We start from the raw sequence: 20,553 nt of genomic DNA on the forward strand, positions 1-20,553 counted from the left end.
GCGATGCTTGGCGACCTTCGCATCGTCGAGATCGGCGAGGGGATGGCGGTCCAGGTCGCGGGGCTGATGCTCGCCGAGCTCGGCGCCGATGTCCTGAAAGTCGAGCGCCCCGGCGGCGATCCCGCCCGCGGCACCGCGCCCTTCGCCAACTGGAATCGCGGCAAGCGCAGCCTCGTCCTCGACCTCGACACCACCGAAGGTCTCGCCGCACTGACCGGCCGCCTCGCCGGCGCAGACGTCCTGCTCCACCAGTTCACGCCGAAACAGGCAGAGGCGTTGGCTCTCGCCGACGCGTCACTCGCGGCGTCTTTCCCGCGCCTCGTCACCTGCGGCATCACCGGCAGCCCGCACAATCACCGCGACGTCGAGCGCAGCGCCGACGACCTGCTCGTCGCAGCGCGCGTCGGCGCGCTCTACGAGAACGACGGCTACCGCGGCGGCCCCATCGTCTACCGTTATCGCCAGGGCAGCTGGGCCGCCGCGCACCTCGCTGCATCGGGCATCCTCGCGCGGCTCGTCATGCGGCTTCAATCGGGGCAGGGCGGCGCCGCGCACACCTCGCTGTTCCAGGGTTTCCTCTCGACGCTGCCGCTCGTCTGGGCGCGCAACAGCGAGGGGCCGATGCCCAATCCGCCGACCTATGCCCCCGACGCGCCCCGCGCGATGGCGCAGCAATTGTTCCAGTGCCAGGACGGCGATTGGCTCCAGATCATGGATCCGACGCGCCAGTTCGATTACGCCACCATGCCGACGATGTGGGAGGTGATGGCCGAGACCGACATCGATCTCGAAACCCCTGAAGGCGTCGAGGACGCCTTCCGCCGCCGCCCGCGAGATCGCTGGATTGCCGACCTGCGCGCCGCCGATATCGCGGTCGAACCCGCCTATCCCATGGGCGAAGTCCTGCGCCATCCGGAGGTCGAGGCGAACGGCTTCGTGATCGCAGTCGACGACCCCCATCTTGGAAGGACGCGCCAGCCGAACGTGCCCTTCCACACCGATGCCGACCTGCCGCAGGGTCGCCCCGCCCCGCGTCTTGGCGAGGGTGGCGATGCGGACTGGACCCCGCCTCCCGCGGCTACCGGCAAGGGCGCCGCGCCCGCCGAAATCCTCGAAGGCGTCCGCGTCCTCGACCTCGGCATGTTCCTCGCCGGCCCGATGGGTCCGTCGATGATGGGCGACATGGGTGCCAATGTGATCAAGGTCGAGGCGCTGACCGGCGACCGTATCCGGTTCATGCACCGCTATTATCAGGCCGCCGCCCGCTCGAAACGCAGCCTCGCGCTCGACCTGACGAAGCCCGAAGCACAGCCGATCCTCGAACGGCTGATCCGGTGGGCCGAAGTCGTGCACCACAATATGCGCTTCAAGGGCGCCGCGAAACTTGGCCTCAGCGAAGAGGGCATCCGCCGGTACAACCCCGACGTCGCATTCAATTATGTCAGCGCCTACGGCCAGCGGGGCTCGCGCGGCAACTGGCCGGGCTATGACTCGATCTTCAACGCCATCGCTGGCTGGGAATTCGAGAATGCCGGCGAGGGGAACAAGCCCGTCTTCAACCGCCCCGGCACGATGGACGTCACATCGGCGCAAAGCTGTCTCGTCGAGATCATGGCTTCGCTTTACGCCAAGCGTGCAGGGGGCAGGGGGCACACGACCCAGACTTCGCTCCTCGGCGTCGCCGCGTTCACGCAGGGCGAGCGGCTGATCGGGCCCGACGGGAACCTTACCGAAACCTATCATCTGACCGGTGATCAGACCGGTTTCTCGCCCTACCACCGCATCTTTGAATGCGCCGACGGCCAGTGGGTCGCTGTCGCCGCGCACAAGCCCGAACAACAAGCCGCCCTGCGCGATCTGCTCGGCGATGAAGCGCACTTCGAGGCTGCCGCAAAAGTCCGAACCGCCGCTGACCTGCTCGCCGCGCTCGAGGCCGCCGGCGTGCCCGGCGACATGGTCAACTTCGAGGATGCGATGAACCGCTTCTTCGACGATCCGCAGAACCGCGACCTCAACCTCGTTTCGGTCCTGCCGCAGCCGCTTTACGGCATCGTCGAACAGCCGGGCGCCTTCTGGCATTTCGGCGATGTGCCGATCGTCTTCAAGCGTTGCGCGCCCGCGGTTGGCCAGCATAGCGACGAAATTTTGCGCGAAATCGGCTACTCGGATGCCGAGATCGCGGGTTTCCGCGAAGCGAAAATCGTCGGCTGATGGCGCCAGCCGACCTCCTTCCCGAAGGCCTTGCCGCCGCAGTCGAGCGGGCAAGCGGCGCCCGCGTGACCGCCGTCCGCCCGCGCGGCGGCGGCGGCGCATCGCGCGACGGCGCCGAACTCGACCTTGCCTGGCCCGACGGGCGCACCGCGAGCGCCTATATGAATTACGACGTGCACAAGGCGGGGGCGGGCGACGATGCGGCGTTTCTGCGCGAAGCTGCCGTGCTGCGTGCGCTCTCGGGGCCTCTCGCGGGCGCAGGCGTACGCGTCGCTCCCTATTTCGCGTCGGTCGCCGACCAGCGCGCGCTCGTGTGCGGCATGGTATCGGGTAACGACCGTTTTGGCGGGATCGCCGACGCGCGCCAGCGCAGTGCGCTGGCGCGCGATTTCATGGCCCAGCTCGCCGCGCTGCACCGCATCGATGTGGCCGAAGCCCCGGTCGCGGGCATGGGGCCGGTCGAACCCGCCGAAGCCTTCATCAAACGGCGCATCGCTGCCCTGCGCTCCGCGAACAGCGGAAGGGCGTGGGATCCGCTGATCCACCTGTCGCTGAACTGGCTCGACGCGAATGTTCCTACCGACATGCCGGCGCCGGTGATCGTCCATGGCGACGCCGGGCCGGGCAATTTCCTTTTCGAGGGCGAGCGGGTGACCGCGCTGCTCGACTGGGAACTCGTTCATTACGGCGATCCGATGGCCGACCTCGCGATGCTCTGCCTGCGGATGCTGTTCCAGGGCTTCGTCCCGCTTCCCGAAGCGTTCGCGGCCTATGAAGCGGCGGGCGGGCACAAGGTCGATCTCGCGCGCGTGCGATACTGGCGGCTTCTCTTCCAGACCGGTTTCGCGCGGCGCTCGCGCTACGACGATCCCGACGCGCCGCCGCCGCCCAATCTCGGCATGAACCTCGTCTATTCGACGATCCATCGGCGCGTGCTGTCGGAGGCATTGGCCGAAGCGGCGGGAATTGATCTGCCGCCGGTCGCTTTGCCCGAAGCGCCCATCGGCGCGCACGACCGCAGTTTCGCTATCGCGCTTGCCGACATCCGCGACAGCATCGTGCCGCGCATTTCCGACCAGCAGGCGGCGGTAAAAGCCAAGGGCATGGCGCGCCTGATCAAATGGTGGCGCGCGATCGAGCGTTTCGAGCCGGGATTCCATGCGGCGGAAAAGCAGGAGATCGAGGCGGCACTCGGGCTCGAATTCGCCAACCATGCTGCGGCCTGGTCGGCGTTCCGCGACGAAGTGGCGGGCGATCGGATCGCCACGGAGCGCGCGATCATCCTCTGCAACGCGCATGAAACGCGCGATGCGGCGCTGATGGCCGATGCGATGGGCGGGCTTGCCGACACGAAATTTGCGCCGCTGGAATAACGGTTCCCCGGGAAAGATCAGGAAAGGTCTGGGTCAATGGCTAAAGATATTTTGGGCTACAAGGGCAAGCGCGTCGTCGTCATGGGCTGTTTCTCGGGAACCGGCGAAGCCGCGGCCCGCTTGCTGGTCGATCTCGGTGCCGAAGTGCATGGCGCCGACATCAAACCCTCCCCCGTGAACCTTGCCAGCTTCACCGAGGTCGACCTTAAAAAGCCCGACGCCATCGCCGCCGGGATCGCCGCCATCGGCGGCAAGATCGACGCCGTGTTCAATGTCTCGGGTCTGCCGCAGACCTTCCCCGGCGAGGATGTCGTCACCGTCAACTTCCTGGGCATACGCGCATGGACCGAGGGCTGGATTCCGCACCTCAATCCCGGCGCCGCGATCGTCAGCGTTTCGTCGCTCGCCGGCATGGGCTATCTGGCGCGGCAACCGTTGCTGCGTGAATTTATGGGCATCACCGACTTTGCCGAAGCGCGGCAGTGGTACGCCGACCGCGCCGCCGAACTTGGCGATCCGTACTCGCTGTCGAAAGAGCTCATCAACACATGGACGCAGGTCAGCGCGCCCGACCTGATCGGCCGCGACATCCGCATCAATTGCACGATGCCCAGTCCGATCGACACCCCGATGCTCGGCGAATTCCGCAAGATCGCGGGGGACGCGGTTCTCGGCGCCTTCGCGAAGGCGAAGGGGCGCTATTCGACCCCCGAGGAACAGGCGCTGCCGCTGATCCTGCTCAACAGCGACGCGGCGCGTTTTATCAGCGGGGTCTGCCTGCCGGTGGATGCTGGCCTGGCCGGGGGGCTCGCCACCGGTGTGCTCAACATCCAGCAAATGATTGCGGAAGCGTCCGCGGCATGACGAATCCTCCCTGTCGCGAAGCGACAGGGAGGGGGACCGCGCCCGGAGGGCGTGGTGGAGGGGCGGCAACGTCGGCGCTAATGCCCCTCCGTCAGCGCTTCGCGCTGCCACCTCCCCATGGTCTCCGACCACAGGGAGGATTATCCTCAATCCCGCGCACCCAGCATCATCGCCACGCTATGGGCGGCTGCCGCCTTCAACTCGGTATAACCGACGCCTTCGTCTTCGCGGCTGATCGGTCCGATGGCCGACAGGCGTTCGAGCATCATCAGCATCGTCCCCGCGCACGCGCGTGGCGAAAGGTCGGCGGGAATGCGGCCCGCCGCCTGCGCGCGCTCGACCTGTTCGCTGATCGCGCCCATGATCGGCCGCGCCAGGTTCATGCGTGCCTCATAAAAACGCGCGTCGCCCTCTTCAGCGGCCAGGTTGCGGACGACGAAGATCGTTCGGTGGCGGTTCCAGATTTCGGTGTAGTGATCGACGAATGCCCGTGCGTCGGCTGCCGCGCCCGGCGTCAGCCAATCCCGCGCGATGATTGCTTCCAGTTCGGGCGAGGTTTGCGTCGCGCTTTCGAGCGCCGCAAGAACGACCTCGGACACGCCCTTGAAATAGACATAGAAAGTGGCCGGCGAGGTTTGCGCGGTGCGCGCCACATCGACCACCGACACGTCGCGCAGCCCATGCGTTTCGAGCAGCGCGACCGTTGCGTCGATCAACTGCTGCCGCGTGCGCTGCCCCTTGGCGCCCAGCTTGCGGCGAATCGCGTCGGAGCCGTCCCGATCTACCAGCGCCTGTTCGGTCATCGAAATCCGGTCCTGCCCCTGTTTTTCATGCCAATTCTAACAGCAGGCTTGCGATATGGCAAAAAGTTGACGTATCGTCAAAAATGATAAGAAACTGACGGAAATCGGGGATTCGGGATGGAGAGGCTGGCGGGCAAGGTCGCGGTGGTGACCGGCGCATCGAAAGGGATGGGGCGGCATTTCGTCGCCGCTTTGGTCGGAGCAGGAATGCGCGTGGCCTGCCTTGCCCGCCCATCGGACGAACTGGCCTCGCTCCCCCGGGAATTTGGTGAAGCCGTGTTCGCGCTGCCCTGCGACGTCACCGCCTCGGACGCCGTCGATGCCGCGGTCGCGCAGATCGTCGAACATTTTGGTCGCATCGATGTCGTCGTCGCCAACGCCGCCGTCTATCACCCCTTCGCTTTCGAGCATGGCAGCGACGACATCGTCCGCAGCCATGTCGACATCAATATCCTTGGCGTGGCGTGGCTGATCCGCGCCAGCATCCCGCACCTGCGCGCCAGCAAGGGGCAGATCGTCGCGATCAGCAGTGAATCGGTCCGCATGCCGTTTCCGATGCTGGCGCTCTACGCCGCCACCAAAGCTGCGGTCGAAACGCTGTGCCAGGGGCTGCGCGATGAACTGCGCGCCGACGATATCCGCGTCACCATATTGCGCTCGGGATCGGTCAAGGGCGGTTCGGGCGGCAAGGGCTGGTCGCAGGAGACGGTCGCGGCCTTCTACAAGAAGATCGTTGAAACCGGCCACGCCGCGATGACCGGCGAATCGGCCACGCCCGAATCGATGGCCGAGGCGCTGCTCGCGGTCATCGGACTTCCCGCCGACATCGGAATCGACCTTGTCGAGGTGCGCGCGGCGCAGGTCGGGGTGCCCGACGGGGCGAAACAGGCCAGCGATTAGGGTGGAGGGGCGCCGCGACCTCCCGTTGCTGATCGGTGCACTCTGGATCGCCGAAGTCACCGGCTCGTTCGAAACCGCGATGATCCTCGCGGCACTGAAGAGGCTGATTCAGGATTTTGGCAATCCCGCGATGGTCGGCTGGCTGATCACCGGCTATCTGACCGTCGGCGCCGCGATTGCGGCGGTGGTGGGCCGGATCGGCGATATGTTCGGGCGGCGCCGGACGCTGATCGTCGTCCTTGCGGTCGGCGCGGTCGGTTCCCTGATCAGTGCGCTCTCGACCAATTTTCCGGTGCTGCTCGCCGGTCGCTTGATGCAGGGGGTTACCGGCGCCATCCTCCCGCTCTGCATCGGACTCGTACACGAAAATATGGCCAAGGACCGCGCCCCCATGGCGATCGGGCTGATGATTTCGGGTGCGTCGATCGGCACCGCGGCGGGGCTTGTCATCGGCGGCATGATCGTCGACCGGTTCAGCTGGCACGGCATTTTCTTCACCAGCGCGGGCCTCTGCATCACCGCCGCGCTCGCGCTGTTCGCTTTCGTTCCGGTATCGCCGCGTCGTCTCTCGGGACCGCCTGTCGACTGGTTCTCGGGGCTTGCGTTCGCGCCGGGGGTCGCGCTGATCCTCGTCTATTTCAGCACCGGAAAGGACTGGGGTTGGGCGAATCCCTGGTCGCTCGGCTCGCTTGTCGCCGGTATCGCGCTCGTCGCCTGGTGGATGCAACGCAGCCTCGCCAGCCCCAATCCGCTCATCGCGATCCGCAGTTTCGGCAACCGCACGATTGCCGTCGGCGGTGCCGTCACGGCGCTTGTCTCGATGAGCACCTTACAGATTACCGTTTTCTTTTCGTTGCTGCTTCAGGCGCCGGCATGGACCGTTGCCGGGCTCGGCTTCTCGGCGACCGTGGCCGGGCTCGCCAAATTGCCGTCGAACCTCAGTTCGGCCTTTGCAGGTCCACTCGGTGGCTGGCTTGCCGGACGGGGAGGGGGACGCTTCGCGATCGTCGTGGGCGGGCTCGTCACAGCCGTCGGCTGGCTTCTCTATTTCATTCTCGACGTGAACAGCTTTGCGCTTGTTGTCGCACAGCTGATCGTCATCAGCTTCGGCGCGACGATGCTCTTTTCGGTCGCCCCGACGATCATCGCACAGGCGTCGCCGCCCGAGCGGATCAGCGAGATTTCGGGGATGCTCACCGTCATTCGCCAGCTGTTTCTCGGCATCGGCGCGCAGATGGTGACGACCTTGCTTGCGGTCGATGTCGTCCGCCGCGGCGACGAAACCTATCCCTCGCCCTTCGCTTACGATCTCACCGTCGCCGTTATCGTCGCGCTCTGCATTGCGGCGATCCTCGTCGCCTTTGCGCTGCCGCGCAACATCAAGCCGCAGGAACAAGCATGAGACCGCTCCCCGAACTCACCCCCGAAAACACCGCCTTCTGGACCGGCGGTGCGGTGGGCAAGCTGATGATCGCCTTCTGCGCCGATTGTCGGCACGCAATCCACCCCCCGCAGTTGATCTGCCCCAAATGCTGGAGCGAAGCCATTGAGAGTAAAGCTGTTTCTGGAACAGGCGCCGTTTACTCCTACACCGTCAACCACCAGCAATGGGCTCCCGGAATGCAGGTCCCCTTCGCTTTGGCGGTCGTCGACCTCGACGGCGCCCCCGGCGTCCGCGTCACCGCCGAAGTTGTCGGCATGAACCCCGACGATGTCACTATCGGCCAAACGATGCGCGTAACCTTCGTAAACATCGAAGATATCTGGTTTCCGCAGTGGGAGCCGGCGCAATGACGATGAACGCCGCGATCACCGGCGTCGGCATGTCCGACATCGGGCGCAAGACGGGACGCCCCGCGATGGCGCATCTCGCCGAAGCGGCGAAGCGCGCGCTCGAATGCGCGGGCCTGACGAAAGAGGATATCGACGGCATCTCGACCTATCCGGGCAAGGCCGACAACTCGCCCGGCATGTCGCCGCTTGGCACCGGCGAAGTCCGTAACGCGCTTGGCCTCAAGACCCGGTGGCATAGCGCCGTCCCCGACGGCCCGTCGCAGATGGCGCCGCTCATGGTCGCGGCAATGGCGGTTGCCACGGGACAGGCGCGTCACGTGCTTTGCTTTCGTGCACTTACCGAAAGCAGTTCGCAAACCGCGACCCAGCGCGCGAGCATTCCCGGCGCGGGGCGCGCGCGGCTCGGCGGCTGGTACAGCTATCTCGTTCCCGCCAATGCGATGTCGGCGTCGAACTGGGCAGGCTGGATGGCAACGCGCTATTTCCACGAGTTCGGCATGACCCGGGAGCATCTGGGCATGATCGCAACCGGTCAGCGGGTCTTTGCGCAGCACAACCCTGCTGCCGTTATGCAATCGCCATTGACGATGGAGGATTATCTGGGCGCGCGGATGATCTCGTCGCCGCTCGGCCTGTTCGACTGCGACGTGCCGATCGACGGTGCCTGCGTGATCATCGTCTCGGCTGCAGACGCCGCGAAGGATTGCGCGCGCGCGCCGCTCACGATCGAGGCGATGGGCGCCGCGCTCGGCTCGCAGGAAACCTGGGACCAGCGCCCCGACCTCACCACCATGGGCGCGCATGACAGTGCCGCCGACATGTGGAAACGCACCGACCTGAAACCCGCCGACGTCGATGTCCTCGGCCTCTACGACGGGTTCAGCATCTTCGTGCCCTATTGGCTGGAGGCGATGGGCTTCTGTGGTCATGGCGAGGCGAAGGACTTCATTGCCGAAGGGAATATCGGCCCCGGTGGACGCTTCCCGGTGAACACGGGCGGTGGGCAATTGTCGGGCGGGCGCCTGCATGGTTTCGGGCTGCTCCACGAGGTCTGCACCCAATTGTGGGGGCAAGCGGACGCGCGTCAGGTCGTTGGGGCCAGCGTCGGTGCGTGCGGGATGGGTGGCGGATTTATTGCAGGCTCGATGCTGTTGCGGCGGGATTAGACGTCGATCCAGCGCCGCTCGTCGCTCGCGAGCACCGCCGCCTCGACGACCTCATGCACATGCAGCGCCTGCGCGAAATCGGGCGCGGCCTTACCCCTGCCATGTATCGCATCGCGCATCTGCGCAAAGATCGACGCCAGCGCAAACAACCCCGTCTCAGGCCGATCGGCGATCGCGCGGCATCCCGGCATCGCCAGATGCTCCGGCTCGATCGGAATCGCGTCCATCGCAGCACTCCCCAGCGCCGCATCGCGCGTCCCGAACAGCCGCGTATCATGCGCCATCGGAAATACCGGCGCGCGCGCCTCAAGCCGCCCCTTCGATCCCCAGACCGAAAAACGGAACCCGTCGCCGCCGATCTTGCACCAGTTCGCCTCCAGCCGCGTCGGCAGCCCGGAGGCATGGCGCAGCAACATCGACGCCCGGTCGGGCACCGCCGGACGGATGGTCTCGCCGTCCAACGGCCATTCTTTCAATGCCAAAGACTGGTCGGCGGCGACCGCCGCCACCGGCCCGAAAAAATGCACCAGCAGGTGCAGCATATGGCTCCCCAGATTTCGCCCCGCACTCGCTCCGTTCGCGGGATCGGCGAACCAGACGTAACCCGGCACATTGGTCTGCGCCGCGCTGAACAAAGGCACCTCGAACGCAATATCGGCGCCGAAGAGCTCGCCGAGCCAGCCGGCGTCGGTCATCGCCTTCATTTGCACCATGGCAGGCACGGCCTGCATGAAGGCATCGACCACCGCTACGGTGCCCGCCTTATGCCACGCGTCGACCATTGTTCTTGCGTCGGCGAGGTTCTTCGCAAAGGGAATGCCGTTATAGACATGCTTGCCCGCGCCGAGCGCCGCCATCACCATGGCAAAGCGCAGCGGCGGCCGTGTCCCGCAATCGACGATATCGATTTCGGGGTCGGTCGCCATTTTGCGAAAGTCATGAAACGCGCGGGCGATCCCGAAGTCCGATGCCGCCTTGGCGGCCGTTTCGGGGCGCGAGGTACAGATCGCGGTGACTTCGATCCCGTCGAGGCTACGCCAGGCGGGCAGATGTGCTCTGGCGCCCCAGGCTGCGCTGATGATACCGACGCGAAGCGGAGGGACGGCCATACCGCTCTTGCCTGTCAGGCGATCGCCCCTTTTTTCTTGAGATCCTCGATACGGTCCCATTCGAGCCCCAATTCCATCAGGAACAGCTCGGTATGCTCCGATGCCTCGGGCGCGCGGGTGTTTTGGACGCCGGCACGGTTGAACTGTACCGGGTTGGCGACGAGCCGGATCGGCGCACCCCCATCGGCGCTCTCAACCTCGAAGATCAGGTCGTTCGCCAGTACCTGCTCATCGCTCGAGACGTCATGCACGGACTGGTACGCGGCCCATTGCCCCTTCATCGTCTTGAGATGCTGGATCCAATAGGCATAGGGCTGCGCCGCGATCGCTTGCTTGACGAGCGGATAGGCTTCAGTCGCATTCGCCATGATCGCCTCGGTGGTCGAAAAACGTTCGTCCTGCGCCGCCTCGGGGATACCGAGATGGCCGAAGACATCCTCGATATAAGGACCGGGCGACAGCACGGTCAGGTTGATGAACTTGCCGTCGGATGTCTTGAACACCCCCATGAAGGGATTGGTGCCGACGGCCTGGCTGCCACCAGGCATCTGGTTTTCGAACGGATCGGCGCCCAGTTCCATCGCGACATCGACCGAGCAGGCGGTCGCCCAGATGCCGGAGGACAGCAATGACACATCGACCTCGGTCGCCTCGCCGGTGCGCTCGCGGTGAAACAGCGCCGCGGCGATCCCGCCCGCGATGTTCATTCCTCCGATCGTGTCCCCATAGGCCGGTCCGGGCTGGGTCAGCGGGCCGTCGAGTTCCTTCGGCGTCACCAACACCGCCGAGCCGCCGCGCGCCCAATAGGCCGTGCTGTCGAAGCCGCCCTTGTCGCGCTCGGGTCCCTTGTCGCCGAAGGCGCTGCCGCGGACATAGATGATGTCGGGGTTCGCCGCGCGGATATGCTCGATGTCGATCCCCAGCTTCTGCCGCGCCGAGGGGAGATAGTTGGTCAGGAAAACGTCGGCGGTCTTCGCGATCTCGTAGAGCAGTTCGCGGCCTTCCTTGGTCGAGATATCGATCCCGACGCTGCGTTTCCCCCGGTTCGGATGCTGCATCAGCGACGAACGCTGCGGATTGACCGCAAGCCGCTGCAGCATCTGGATACCGCGCTGCGCATCGCCGCGCACCGGATGCTCGATCTTGATGACATCGGCGCCCCAGTCGGTCATCACGCCGCCCGCCGCGGGCACGAAGGTGAATTGCGCGACCTCGAGAACGCGGATGCCGGACATCACTTTGGTCATGCGCGTTCTCCCTATTCGGCGTGGAAACCGATCACCTTTTGGTAGGTGAATTCGTTGAGGCCGTCCTCGCCATATTCGCGGCCATAGCCCGAGCGCTTGATCCCGCCGAACGGAGCGTCGGACTGCATCGTGCCGGCGCCGCCATTGATCGAAACGCCGCCGGTGCGCAGCTTCAGCGCCATGCGATAGGCTTCGCCTGCATCGGCCGAAAAAATCGCGCCCGACAGGCCGAAATCGCTGTCATTCGCCATCGCAATGGCTTCGGCATCGTCGTCGAAGCCGATAACCGCGCCGATCGGCCCGAACACTTCTTCCTGCGCCAGCCGGCTATCGTTCTTCACATTGTCGAACAGCGTGGGCTCGTAATAGAAACCCTTGTCGAGGCCGTCGGGGCGCTTGCCGCCCGCAACGAGCGTCGCGCCTTCATCCTGCGCGATCGCGACATAATCCTCGGTGCGCTTGCGTGCGACTTCGCGGATCAGCGGACCGTAATTGACCGTCGGATCGGCCGGGTTGCCGATCTTGAGATGGCCGAGCATCGCTTGAATCGCTGCAACGAATTGCGGGCGGATGCTGTTGTGGACCAGGTGCCGTGTGGTGAGCGCGCAGCCTTGGCCGCCGTGGGTGGTAAAGCCCATGATGCCCGCTGCCGCAGCCTTCTGGATATCGGCGTCGGCGCGGACGATCAGCGCCGATTTGCCGCCCAGCTCCATCACGATGCGCTTGAGCGTCGGCGCCGCCTGCGCCTGGATCATTGCCCCGACCTTGTCCGAACCCGTGAAGTGGACGAGGTCGACGCGGGGGTCGGTCGTGAGCAGCTTGCCGGTTTCGATGTCGCCGGTCACGATGCTCAGTACCCCTTTGGGCAACCCGACCTCGTCGGCGATCTCGCCAAGGATCAGGGCCTCCATCGGCGTGTAGGGCGAGGGTTTCAGCACCACGGTACAGCCCACCGCAAGCGCGGGGATCACCTTGCCAATGTTGAGGAAGAAGGGGAAGTTGTACGGCGAAATCGCGGCGACGACGCCGACCGGTTCGCGGCTGACCACCCCGGTGCCCAGCGTCGTGCGGCCCTGCGCATTGGGGGTCAGCTCGACCGGTAGCGAGGACACCGCGGGACGCGAGGCGAGCTCGACCGTCCGCCGCGCATGCTTCATCGGAATGCCATATTGCAAGAACTCGGCGAGCATTCGCGTGGCGCCCGCCTCGGCGACGATCATATCGATAATCGCGGCCTTGCGCGCGTCGAGCGCATCGAGGAAGCGGGTCAATATCGCCTGCCGCTGGGACACAGGCATATAGGCCCAGTCTCCCTGATCGAACGCCAGACGGGCCGCGCCGATCGCGGCATCGACCTGTGCCGCGCTGCCGACCGGGGCTTCGATCAACAGGCTCTCGTCGGCCGGATTGATCACCGCCTCGCGCTGGTCGGTCTTCTGCCATTCGCCGCCGACATAAATGGCGTCGTCATATTTCAAAAAGGCCATGTTTCAGTCCTTGTCGGGGGTTCTAGCTGTTCCAGACGATCGGCAGGTTGCGGATCGACAGCAGGCTGGGGACGACCGTCGTGTCGGTGCCCTCTTTGATACGGAATTCGTGCGGGATGCGGTTGAACCATTCGTCGAGCAACACGCGCAGTTCGCGCCGCGCAAGATGCGCGCCAAGGCAGATGTGGACCCCGCCCGCGAGCGTGAAATGGCGATTATTCTTGCGGGCTGCGTCGAACTGGTGCGGGCAAGCGAACTGCGCGTCATCGAAATTGCCGGACGTGTTGAACACGCTGACCCAGTCCCCCGCCTTGATCTGGACACCGTGCCATTCGAAATCGCGCTTTACCTTGCGGCCCGAATTGACGAGCGGCTGGGTACGCAAGAATTCCTCGACGGCCGAGTTGATCAGCGACTTGTCGCCCCGGATTTGTGCCTGCAAGCCGGGGTGCATCGCAAGGCGCCGGAACATCTGGCTGACGGTGGAGGCGACGGTGTCGAGCCCGCCGAGCCACAGGAACCAGGTCATGCCGATGATCTCGTCGTCGGTCAGCGGCTGGCCGTCGATCGACCCATTGGCGATATAGCTGCCGAGCGTATTGTCGGGAGCCGCTTGTTTTTCGGCGATGAAGCCACGCAGATAGGCGAGGATGCCGCGCACCGCCTCGGCCTTCTTCTCGATCGCCTCTTCGTGCAGGATATTCCATTCCCAATCGAGGAACTGATCGAACATCGAAAAGGGAAAGCCCATCAGGTCGAGGAAGACCTTTACGGGAAAGACCCGCCCGAAATCATAGGCGATGTCGACTTCGCCCTTGCCCGCGAATTCGTCGATCATCCCGCCGATGATTTCGCGGATGCGCGGTTCGCGTTCGTTCATCGCCACGGGGGTGAACCAGGGGTTCAGGAATTTGCGATAGCGGCCATGGTCGGGCGGATCGATGCCGAGCGGGATCGAAGGGAAGGTTTCGCCCGCGAGCATCTGGAACTGCGCGACGCCTTCGGAGGAGAAGAGGTCATTGTCTTCATAGACGCGGCGAATGTCCTCATATCGCGTCACGACCCAGGCGCCGTGGCGGTTGCCGCTGATCGGCCAAGGGTAATAATGAATGGGCGGGAAGGCCGCGTCGCGCACAATGTCGGCGGGGCGATACGGCTCCACAAGGTCGTTGGGTACGATCCCCGCGGCAAAACGGGTGTCGAGTACCAACTCGGGCGGCACATGCGCCGGCGCGGGCGGAGCATCGGCCCCGGCGCGCGCAACCGGGCAGCGTTCGGCAATCGTTGCCATCGATCAGGCCGAGGCGAACATGCGTTCGATGTCGCCCGACGTCACCGGACGCCGCGCCTGGCCGATCGCATCCATGCTGTCGGTCTTCAGTCCGCCCAGATTGTGCCGCGGGCTGACGTCGACGTCCTTGCCGAGTTCGCGCAAGTGCGCGACGGTGCAATTCTCGCGCCCGCCGTTCAGCGCGAAGGCGTCGAAGCTATATTCGCGCATCACATTGAGGTGCGTGATCTTGTCGATCGTTTCTTTGGGCAGCCCATTGACCGATGCCCAGAGATATTCGGGAACATTGGGCCATACCGTATCCGAGTGCGGATAGTCGCACTCGTAGCAGACCATGTCCTCGTTCATATATTCGAGGTTCTTCACTCCGAACTGGTCGTCGATGAAGCAGCAGATAATATGGCGCTTGAACAGGTCCGATGGCCGTTCGCCGCCGAAATCGGTGAAGGTCCATTCGTGATGATGCTCGTGCGTGAAATCGGCACGTTCGAGGAAATAGGGAATCCAGCCGATGCCGCCTTCGCTCAGCGCCATGCGCAGGTCGGGGTAGCGCTGCCAGAATTCGGCAAAGGTCCAGTCGGCGGCCGAGTTGGCGATCGAGATCGGCATCGCGGTGATCCACGCGTCGATCGGGCTTTCGGGTGAAGGATGCATCGCGCGCGCGCCGGTGCCGATATGGCAGTTGATCACCATCTTGTAGTCACTGCAAGCCTTCCAGAAAGGCTCCCAATATTCATTGTGAATGCTCGGCAGGCCGATGTTCGACGGATTGTCGGAGAAGCTGACGGCATGAACCCCAAGATCGCGCATCCGCTTCAGTTCGGCGAGCGTGTCGTCCATGTTCCACATCGGGATCAGGCACATCGGAATGAAGCGGCCGGGTGCGGCGGCGCACCACTCCTGCACATGCCAGTCGTTCCAGGCACGACAGGCAAGCAATGCCTCTTCGGGATCCTTCTGCGCCATGCCGACGAAGGTGCCACCAGCGAAACTGGGCATCGTCGGGAAGTTGAGCGATGCAAGCACGCCGTTCGCGTTCATATCGTCGACGCGCAGCTTCGGATCGTAAGTGCCGGGGCGTAGCTGCTCGAACGAGCTCGGTTCCATCCCATATTCGCTGCGCGGCCGGCCGACCACCGCGTTCAGCCCGATCGTCGGAAAGCGCTGGCCGTTCCACAGCCAGACATCCTTGCCCTTGTCCTGGACGATGCGCGGCGCCCGGTCTTTCTTGCCCTCGGGATAATGGCGGATGAACGCCTCCGGCGGTTCGATCGCGTGGTCGTCCACACTGATGATGACCATATCGTCCATCCGCATGGCGACTCTCCTCTTCCAGCTGATTTGTTGTTGAACCCATCATCGCCAAAATTGACGATGTGTCAACTATTGGTTTATGACCTGGTGTTATAAGTGGGAGAGTCCGAATGACCGCAGAACCGTCGCGCATCTTGCCCGTCATCGACCGCGACAGCGAAGCCTATTGGACGTGGGGGCGAGAGGGCAGGCTTGCCATCCATCGTTGCGGGGACTGCGGATATTATGTGCACCCGCCAGTGCCGTTCTGCCCGCAATGCGAGAGCCGCAAAGTCGCGCCCGAAGCGGTGTCGGGGCGCGGGCGCGTCGTCACTTTCACGGTCAATCACAAGGCGTGGGTGCCAAGGCTGCCGGTTCCCTATGTGCTCGCGCTTGTCGGAATCGACGAGCAGAACGATGTCCGCATCCCCTGCAATATTGTCGATTGTGCCCCTGAGGACGTGACGTTCGGCATGGCTGTCGAAGCCGTTTTCGAACCGTCCGGTGATTTGTGGATCCCGCTTTTTCGGCCGGTCCAATCATGATCCGTTTCGCCGAAAAGAATACCGCGATCACCGGCGTCGGCATGTCCGACGTCTCGCGCGGCGCGACCGGTTCGGCGCTTGCGCTGACCGTCGACGCGGCGATCGAGGCCATTGCCGATGCGGGCCTGACACGCGCCGATATCGACGGCATCGCGACCTGGCCCGGCGAGCGCGCGGACGGCTCGGGTTTCTCGCCGGTCGGCTGCGCGGCGTTGCAGGACGCGTTGCGGCTGGAGGTGAACTGGTATGGGGGTGGTGGTGAAGCACCCGGCCAATATGGTGCGGTATTCAACGCGATCGGTGCGATCGCGGCGGGGCTGTGTCGCAATGTACTGATCTTTCGAACGATGTACGAAGCGACCGCGCGCAAAACCGCTTATGCCAACTCGTTGCTCCGCGAAGGGCAGCGGCAGGCTGGGCCTTTTTCGTGGTACGCGCCCTATTACACCTACGCCGCGGCGCTGCAGCAGGCGCTGTTCTTCAACCTTTATGTCCACAAGAGCGGGATCACTCCCGAACAGGTCGGGCAGATCGCGGTCAACCAGCGCCGCAATGCCGCGCTCAATCCCAAGGCAATCTACAAAACGCCGATCAGCCTCGACGATTATCTCGCTTCGCCGATCATCGCGACGCCGCTGCGCTTGTACGATTGCGACGTGCCGATCGACGGCGCCGCGGCGATCATCGTGTCGCGCATGGATGTAGCGCGTGATTTGCGGAACCCGCCGATCCGGATCGAGGCGATCGGCTCGTCGATGCGTTACCGGAACAGCTGGACACAGCTCGCCGAGCTCGACACGCAGGCGCAGCCCAGGGTCGCAGAAATGATGTGGGGTCGCACCGACCTCAAACCCGCCGACGTCGACATCGCACAGCTCTACGATGGCTTCAGCTTCCATACGATCAACTGGCTCGAAAATTTCGGCTTTTGCGAACGCTATGGCGCCAAGGATTTCATCGAAGGCGGGAGGCGGATCGCGCTCGATGGCGACCTGCCGGTAAATACCGGCGGCGGCGCGCTGTCGGGCGGTCGGCTTCATGCCTATGGTGCGGTCCACGAAGCCTGCACCCAGCTCTGGGGCCGGGCAGGGGCGAGGCAGGTGAAGGGCGACCCCCGCATCTGTGCGACCTCCACTTCGGGCGGCCCGCTCGCGGGTGCGATGCTGCTGGTCCGCGACTAGGTCTGCCAGACGATCTCGCCGCCGATCAGCGTCAGCGCTACGGCGCCGAGCGCGTCGCCATCGGCGGGCCAAGCGTACAGCATCAGGTCCGCCGGCGCCCCGACCGCGAGCGGTCCCTGATATAGCGCCAGCGCTTCCGCCCTGTCGACCGCTTCGCCGCCCCCGATCACATCACCGCCCCGCGTCCGCCGGTCGGTGGCCGCGCGCAGGGCCACCCAGGGATTCGCATCGCCGTAAGGTGCATCCGACCCCCCGAGCACCCGCACCCCGCCCCGCGCCAGCGAGCCTAGCCGATAGAGGTCGCCCAGCATATCGACGTCCATCTGGGCTCGATAGCGATCCCCGCGATCATGGATAAAATTGGGCTGCGTCACCACCGTCAGCCCCGCCGCTGCGATGTCGCGGATCAGGCTCGCCGCTATCACCCCGCCATGCTCGATCCGGTCGCCGGGTTTCGCGCCGCCTGCAACCTCCAGCGCCGCCAGATAGAAGACCAGTTCACCCAGCGTCACGCAATGCGCCGCGACATTCCGCGCCAGCGCCCGCGCCGCCAAAATCCGCGCCGCCACCGCCTCGACCGGCGGCAGCTCATTCTCGTCGAGCAGCAGCTTTACGGGCCCAAGGGCATAGCCGTCGCCCACGGGCAAAGCCTCGGTTCCCATCATCACCAGCCGCTGTGGCATCGCCCCCGACAGCAGTGCCGCCTCGGCCGCGCCGTTCGAAGCCCCGGCATCGGTCACGCCGGTCACACCCCATTTGGCGAACTTTTCTCCCAGCGCCGCCAGCGAAGGCGGCGCGGCGCCGATCCGGTCGCGCAGCCACGCATCGCCGCGCCAGATCCGTCCATTGGGCCGTTCGTCCGCCCCAAGCTCGACACATGCGGGAAAGGGGGCTTCTCCGAGCAGCGCCACCCCCGCGCTGTTGAGCAGCCAATAGCCGCCTGTGCGATCCTGCACCCGCAGCGGCCGGTCAGGTAGCCAGTGGTCGAGCGTTGCGCGGTCGGGCAACCCGGCCACCCGCTCGTCATAGCCGATCGCGCGCACCCAAGTCCCCGGTGCGCCGGCACCCGCACGCAGCCGGGCGATCACCGCATCGACGCTGCGGCAATCGGTCAAATCGACCGACTCCATCCGTGCCGCGGTCGCCAGCAAATGCAGATGGTGATCGTGCAACCCGCCGCCGAGCGTCAACCCGCGCGCATCATATTCGGGGCCATGCCCGGCCACCGCCGGGCCCATGGCGGCGATGCGCCCGTCGCGGACCCCTGCCGCGAGCGGCGCGCCGTCGCCTCCGCGTGCGTTACGGATGATCAGGTCGAAATTTTCGCTCACGTCATCGCTTTTGCGAAAGTCGCCGCGGTCCTTGCAAGCGATACGTCGATCACCCCGCCTCGCTGCCCCGCCAGCGCCTCGAGCGCCAGCGTCGCTGCGGTCAATCCCGTCAGCGGATCGGCGAGGGCATCGCCGACAAACTGCGGTCGCTCCTCGGTCCAACGCACCAGTCCGCCCGCCGCAGCGCAATCGTCGCCGAACCCCACCCGCATCGCCGCCTCGCCACGCCAGCCATGCGCGGTGATCGCGATCCACAACAGGTCGGGATTGATGCGAAACAGACGCTCTTCATCGAGCCCCAGCCGCGCCAGCGCATGCGGCCGCGCCGACGTGATCAGCACCCGCGCCTGGCCGATCATCGAGCGCAATTCGGCGCCGTCGATTTCGGCCGACACGCGCCGTTTGGCCCCATTCAGGCGCGCATCGAGCTGCGGCGTATGCAGCCGTGTCGGGTCGGGCCGCCCGTCGCTCTCGACCTTGACCACCGTATGCCCCGCCGCTGCGAGCAGCGCCCCGCAATATGGACCCGCCCATAGTGCCGACAGGTCGAGCACGATCCCGTCCTTCGCCGCGCAGTTCCCGAGCTCGGACGGGTCCAGCGGCGAGGCTTCGCCGACCCGTGCCACCGGCAAATGCAGTTCCACCGCCGCCGTCACCATCGCATCCGCCGTACGCCCCCCGGCCGCTGCTAGGATCGCCTGCCACGGTTCGTCGTCGAGTGCCGCGCCCGTCCACGCCGGCACCAGTTCGCGATCCTCCGCGCGGGCCAGCGACACCGCCATCCAGCCCTCGCTGCACATCACCATCCGGCAGTGGCGGTTCGGCGACCACTCGCCCGGCGCGGCGAGCGTCAGATCATCGTGCCGTGACAGCGCGCGGCGCGGGTCGAAGTCGATGCGCCTGCCCGATGCGGCGACCAACCGCTCGCCCGCCGCCGCCACCGCGTCGAGCAGCGCAGTCATGCGCCGCCCTCGACCGCATGCACCAGCCCCCAATTATGCGCCTGCGCCGCGCCGACGCGCTTGCCCGAAAGCAGCATCCACAGCGTCCGGTGCCGTCCGATCGCCCGCGTTACCGTCGCTGTGCCGCCCGCACCCGGGATCAGCCCCATCGAAAGCTCGGGCAGCTGGAACCATGCATCTGATGTCGCGATCCGCCGATGCGCGGCCGCGGCGACCTCGATCCCCGAGCCGATGCAGGCGCCGTGCAGCAAGACGGTCGCGCGGTCGCCGAGCGCGTCGAGCGCGCGAGCGCAGCTGTGCAGTGTCCGCACGGCATGGGCCTCGGCCAGATCGCGCGCGGTACCGAATTCGGGCAGCGCGCCGCCGGTCGAGAAGCATTTTCCGGCGCCGCGCAGGATGAGCTCGGGCCGGGTGGGGTCGTCGAGGGCGTTGGCGAGCGCCTCATACAGTGCGTCGCGCATCGTCGCCGTCATCGCGTTGCGATCGCCGGGATCGTTGAGCGTCAGGGTGATCCGGTTGCCGATGCGTTCGATCAGGACCGGCGCAGGCGGGACCGGTGCGCCCGCATCGATTTTCGCCGCTGCGTGCCAGCGCGCAAATTCGCCACCGCCGAGCAGTGAGGAATAGGCGAGGGATTCCACCGCGAGTGCATCGGCCATCGTCAGCTTTTCTGTCAGCCGCAAAACCTCCGCGGCGATTGTCGCCGCCAGCGGGTTGGCCGAGACCGCCGCGCCCAATCGCTCGACGCCGGCATCAAGATCGCGCGCGCCTAGCGAAACCCACGGCCGGGGGGCGCCGGCCGCCGACGTCAACAGCAGATCGAAATCGTCCGTGCAAGTGTCCGGGAGGCTGCCCGCGCGATCGATCCCGATCACCACCGCCTGGATCGGAGGTGTCGGCCGGCGCCAGGCCGCCGCATCGACCAGCCACAGAGGATGTCCGCCCGGTGCGGAGAAGCGGTCGGCATCGAGATGGTCGGGCCCGGTCATCGCGCCT

General features: G+C 65.5%; 18 protein-coding genes. 9 read left to right on the plus strand and 9 right to left on the minus strand.

Annotated elements, in window-relative coordinates; translation table 11 throughout:
* The first annotated feature begins 3 nt into the window (after nt 1-3).
* The 3 genes from J1N50_RS03180 to J1N50_RS03190 are packed head-to-tail and all read left to right on the plus strand — an operon-like array spanning nt 4 to nt 4,448.
* Nucleotides 4-2,211, plus strand: a complete 2,208-nt coding sequence (locus J1N50_RS03180) for a CoA transferase (RefSeq protein WP_215350320.1) — start codon at nt 4-6, stop codon at nt 2,209-2,211.
* Nucleotides 2,211-3,584, plus strand: a complete 1,374-nt coding sequence (locus tag J1N50_RS03185; protein ID WP_215350322.1) for a phosphotransferase family protein — start codon at nt 2,211-2,213, stop codon at nt 3,582-3,584. The genes J1N50_RS03180 and J1N50_RS03185 overlap by 1 nt, the downstream gene beginning before the upstream one ends.
* Nucleotides 3,585-3,620: 36 nt before the next feature.
* Nucleotides 3,621-4,448: a coniferyl-alcohol dehydrogenase gene (locus J1N50_RS03190; RefSeq protein ID WP_215350324.1), complete on the plus strand. Its 828-nt coding sequence runs from the start codon at nt 3,621-3,623 to the stop codon at nt 4,446-4,448.
* A 146-nt stretch (nt 4,449-4,594) separates the two neighbouring features.
* Here J1N50_RS03190 and J1N50_RS03195 read toward each other — a convergent pair whose 3' ends face one another.
* Entirely contained in the window at nt 4,595-5,251 is a 657-nt protein-coding gene (locus J1N50_RS03195; protein ID WP_215350326.1) for a TetR family transcriptional regulator, read from the minus strand.
* A 117-nt stretch (nt 5,252-5,368) separates the two neighbouring features.
* Between J1N50_RS03195 and J1N50_RS03200 the strand changes: the two genes are divergently transcribed.
* The 4 genes from J1N50_RS03200 to J1N50_RS03215 are packed head-to-tail and all read left to right on the plus strand — an operon-like array spanning nt 5,369 to nt 9,111.
* Nucleotides 5,369-6,151, plus strand: a complete 783-nt coding sequence (locus tag J1N50_RS03200) for an SDR family oxidoreductase (protein WP_215350328.1) — start codon at nt 5,369-5,371, stop codon at nt 6,149-6,151.
* Nucleotide 6,152: 1 nt separating this feature from the next.
* Nucleotides 6,153-7,553: an MFS transporter gene (locus J1N50_RS03205; RefSeq protein WP_215350330.1), complete on the plus strand. Its 1,401-nt coding sequence runs from the start codon at nt 6,153-6,155 to the stop codon at nt 7,551-7,553.
* Nucleotides 7,550-7,945: a Zn-ribbon domain-containing OB-fold protein gene (locus tag J1N50_RS03210; RefSeq protein ID WP_215350332.1), complete on the plus strand. Its 396-nt coding sequence runs from the start codon at nt 7,550-7,552 to the stop codon at nt 7,943-7,945. Before J1N50_RS03205 ends, J1N50_RS03210 begins: the two co-directional genes overlap by 4 nt.
* On the plus strand, nt 7,942-9,111 hold the full coding sequence (locus J1N50_RS03215) for a thiolase family protein (RefSeq protein WP_215350334.1): 1,170 nt from the start codon (nt 7,942-7,944) through the stop codon (nt 9,109-9,111). The genes J1N50_RS03210 and J1N50_RS03215 overlap by 4 nt, the downstream gene beginning before the upstream one ends.
* Here the strand turns inward: J1N50_RS03215 and J1N50_RS03220 are convergent.
* Genes J1N50_RS03220 through J1N50_RS03240 form a run of 5 tightly spaced genes read right to left on the minus strand, consistent with a single transcriptional unit; the run spans nt 9,108 to nt 15,562 of the window.
* Nucleotides 9,108-10,220, minus strand: coding sequence for a Gfo/Idh/MocA family protein (locus J1N50_RS03220; protein ID WP_215350335.1), 1,113 nt, complete (start codon nt 10,218-10,220; stop codon nt 9,108-9,110). The two genes, J1N50_RS03215 and J1N50_RS03220, sit on opposite strands and share 4 nt — an antisense overlap.
* 14 nt (nt 10,221-10,234) lie before the next feature.
* Complete coding sequence (locus tag J1N50_RS03225; RefSeq protein ID WP_215350336.1) at nt 10,235-11,467, minus strand: CaiB/BaiF CoA transferase family protein; 1,233 nt, start codon at nt 11,465-11,467, stop codon at nt 10,235-10,237.
* A gap of 11 nt (nt 11,468-11,478) precedes the next feature.
* Complete coding sequence (locus J1N50_RS03230; protein WP_215350338.1) at nt 11,479-12,954, minus strand: aldehyde dehydrogenase family protein; 1,476 nt, start codon at nt 12,952-12,954, stop codon at nt 11,479-11,481.
* A 22-nt stretch (nt 12,955-12,976) separates the two neighbouring features.
* Nucleotides 12,977-14,245 carry a cytochrome P450 gene (locus tag J1N50_RS03235; protein WP_215350339.1) on the minus strand — a complete coding sequence of 423 codons (1,269 nt, stop codon included), beginning with the start codon at nt 14,243-14,245 and terminating at the stop codon, nt 12,977-12,979.
* 3 nt (nt 14,246-14,248) lie between these two features.
* Nucleotides 14,249-15,562 (minus strand): amidohydrolase family protein, encoded by a 1,314-nt coding sequence (locus tag J1N50_RS03240; protein ID WP_215350341.1) that lies wholly within the window; start codon nt 15,560-15,562, stop codon nt 14,249-14,251.
* A 107-nt stretch (nt 15,563-15,669) separates the two neighbouring features.
* On the opposite strand from J1N50_RS03240, the gene J1N50_RS03245 reads away from it, so the two are divergent.
* Both J1N50_RS03245 and J1N50_RS03250 read left to right on the plus strand, forming a co-directional pair.
* Entirely contained in the window at nt 15,670-16,083 is a 414-nt protein-coding gene (locus J1N50_RS03245; protein ID WP_215350342.1) for a Zn-ribbon domain-containing OB-fold protein, read from the plus strand.
* Entirely contained in the window at nt 16,080-17,264 is a 1,185-nt protein-coding gene (locus J1N50_RS03250) for a thiolase family protein (RefSeq protein WP_215350343.1), read from the plus strand. Before J1N50_RS03245 ends, J1N50_RS03250 begins: the two co-directional genes overlap by 4 nt.
* On the opposite strand, the gene J1N50_RS03255 is transcribed toward J1N50_RS03250, so the two are convergent.
* Genes J1N50_RS03255 through J1N50_RS03265 form a run of 3 tightly spaced genes read right to left on the minus strand, consistent with a single transcriptional unit; the run spans nt 17,261 to nt 20,546 of the window.
* Complete coding sequence (locus tag J1N50_RS03255; protein ID WP_215350345.1) at nt 17,261-18,595, minus strand: amidohydrolase family protein; 1,335 nt, start codon at nt 18,593-18,595, stop codon at nt 17,261-17,263. The two genes, J1N50_RS03250 and J1N50_RS03255, sit on opposite strands and share 4 nt — an antisense overlap.
* Nucleotides 18,592-19,557, minus strand: coding sequence for a CoA transferase (locus J1N50_RS03260; RefSeq protein ID WP_215350346.1), 966 nt, complete (start codon nt 19,555-19,557; stop codon nt 18,592-18,594). Before J1N50_RS03260 ends, J1N50_RS03255 begins: the two co-directional genes overlap by 4 nt.
* Complete coding sequence (locus J1N50_RS03265; protein ID WP_215350348.1) at nt 19,554-20,546, minus strand: enoyl-CoA hydratase/isomerase family protein; 993 nt, start codon at nt 20,544-20,546, stop codon at nt 19,554-19,556. Before J1N50_RS03265 ends, J1N50_RS03260 begins: the two co-directional genes overlap by 4 nt.
* Nucleotides 20,547-20,553: the final 7 nt, after the last annotated feature.

The organism is Sphingopyxis soli, assembly GCF_018682675.1.
Lineage (GTDB): Bacteria > Pseudomonadota > Alphaproteobacteria > Sphingomonadales > Sphingomonadaceae > Sphingopyxis > Sphingopyxis soli.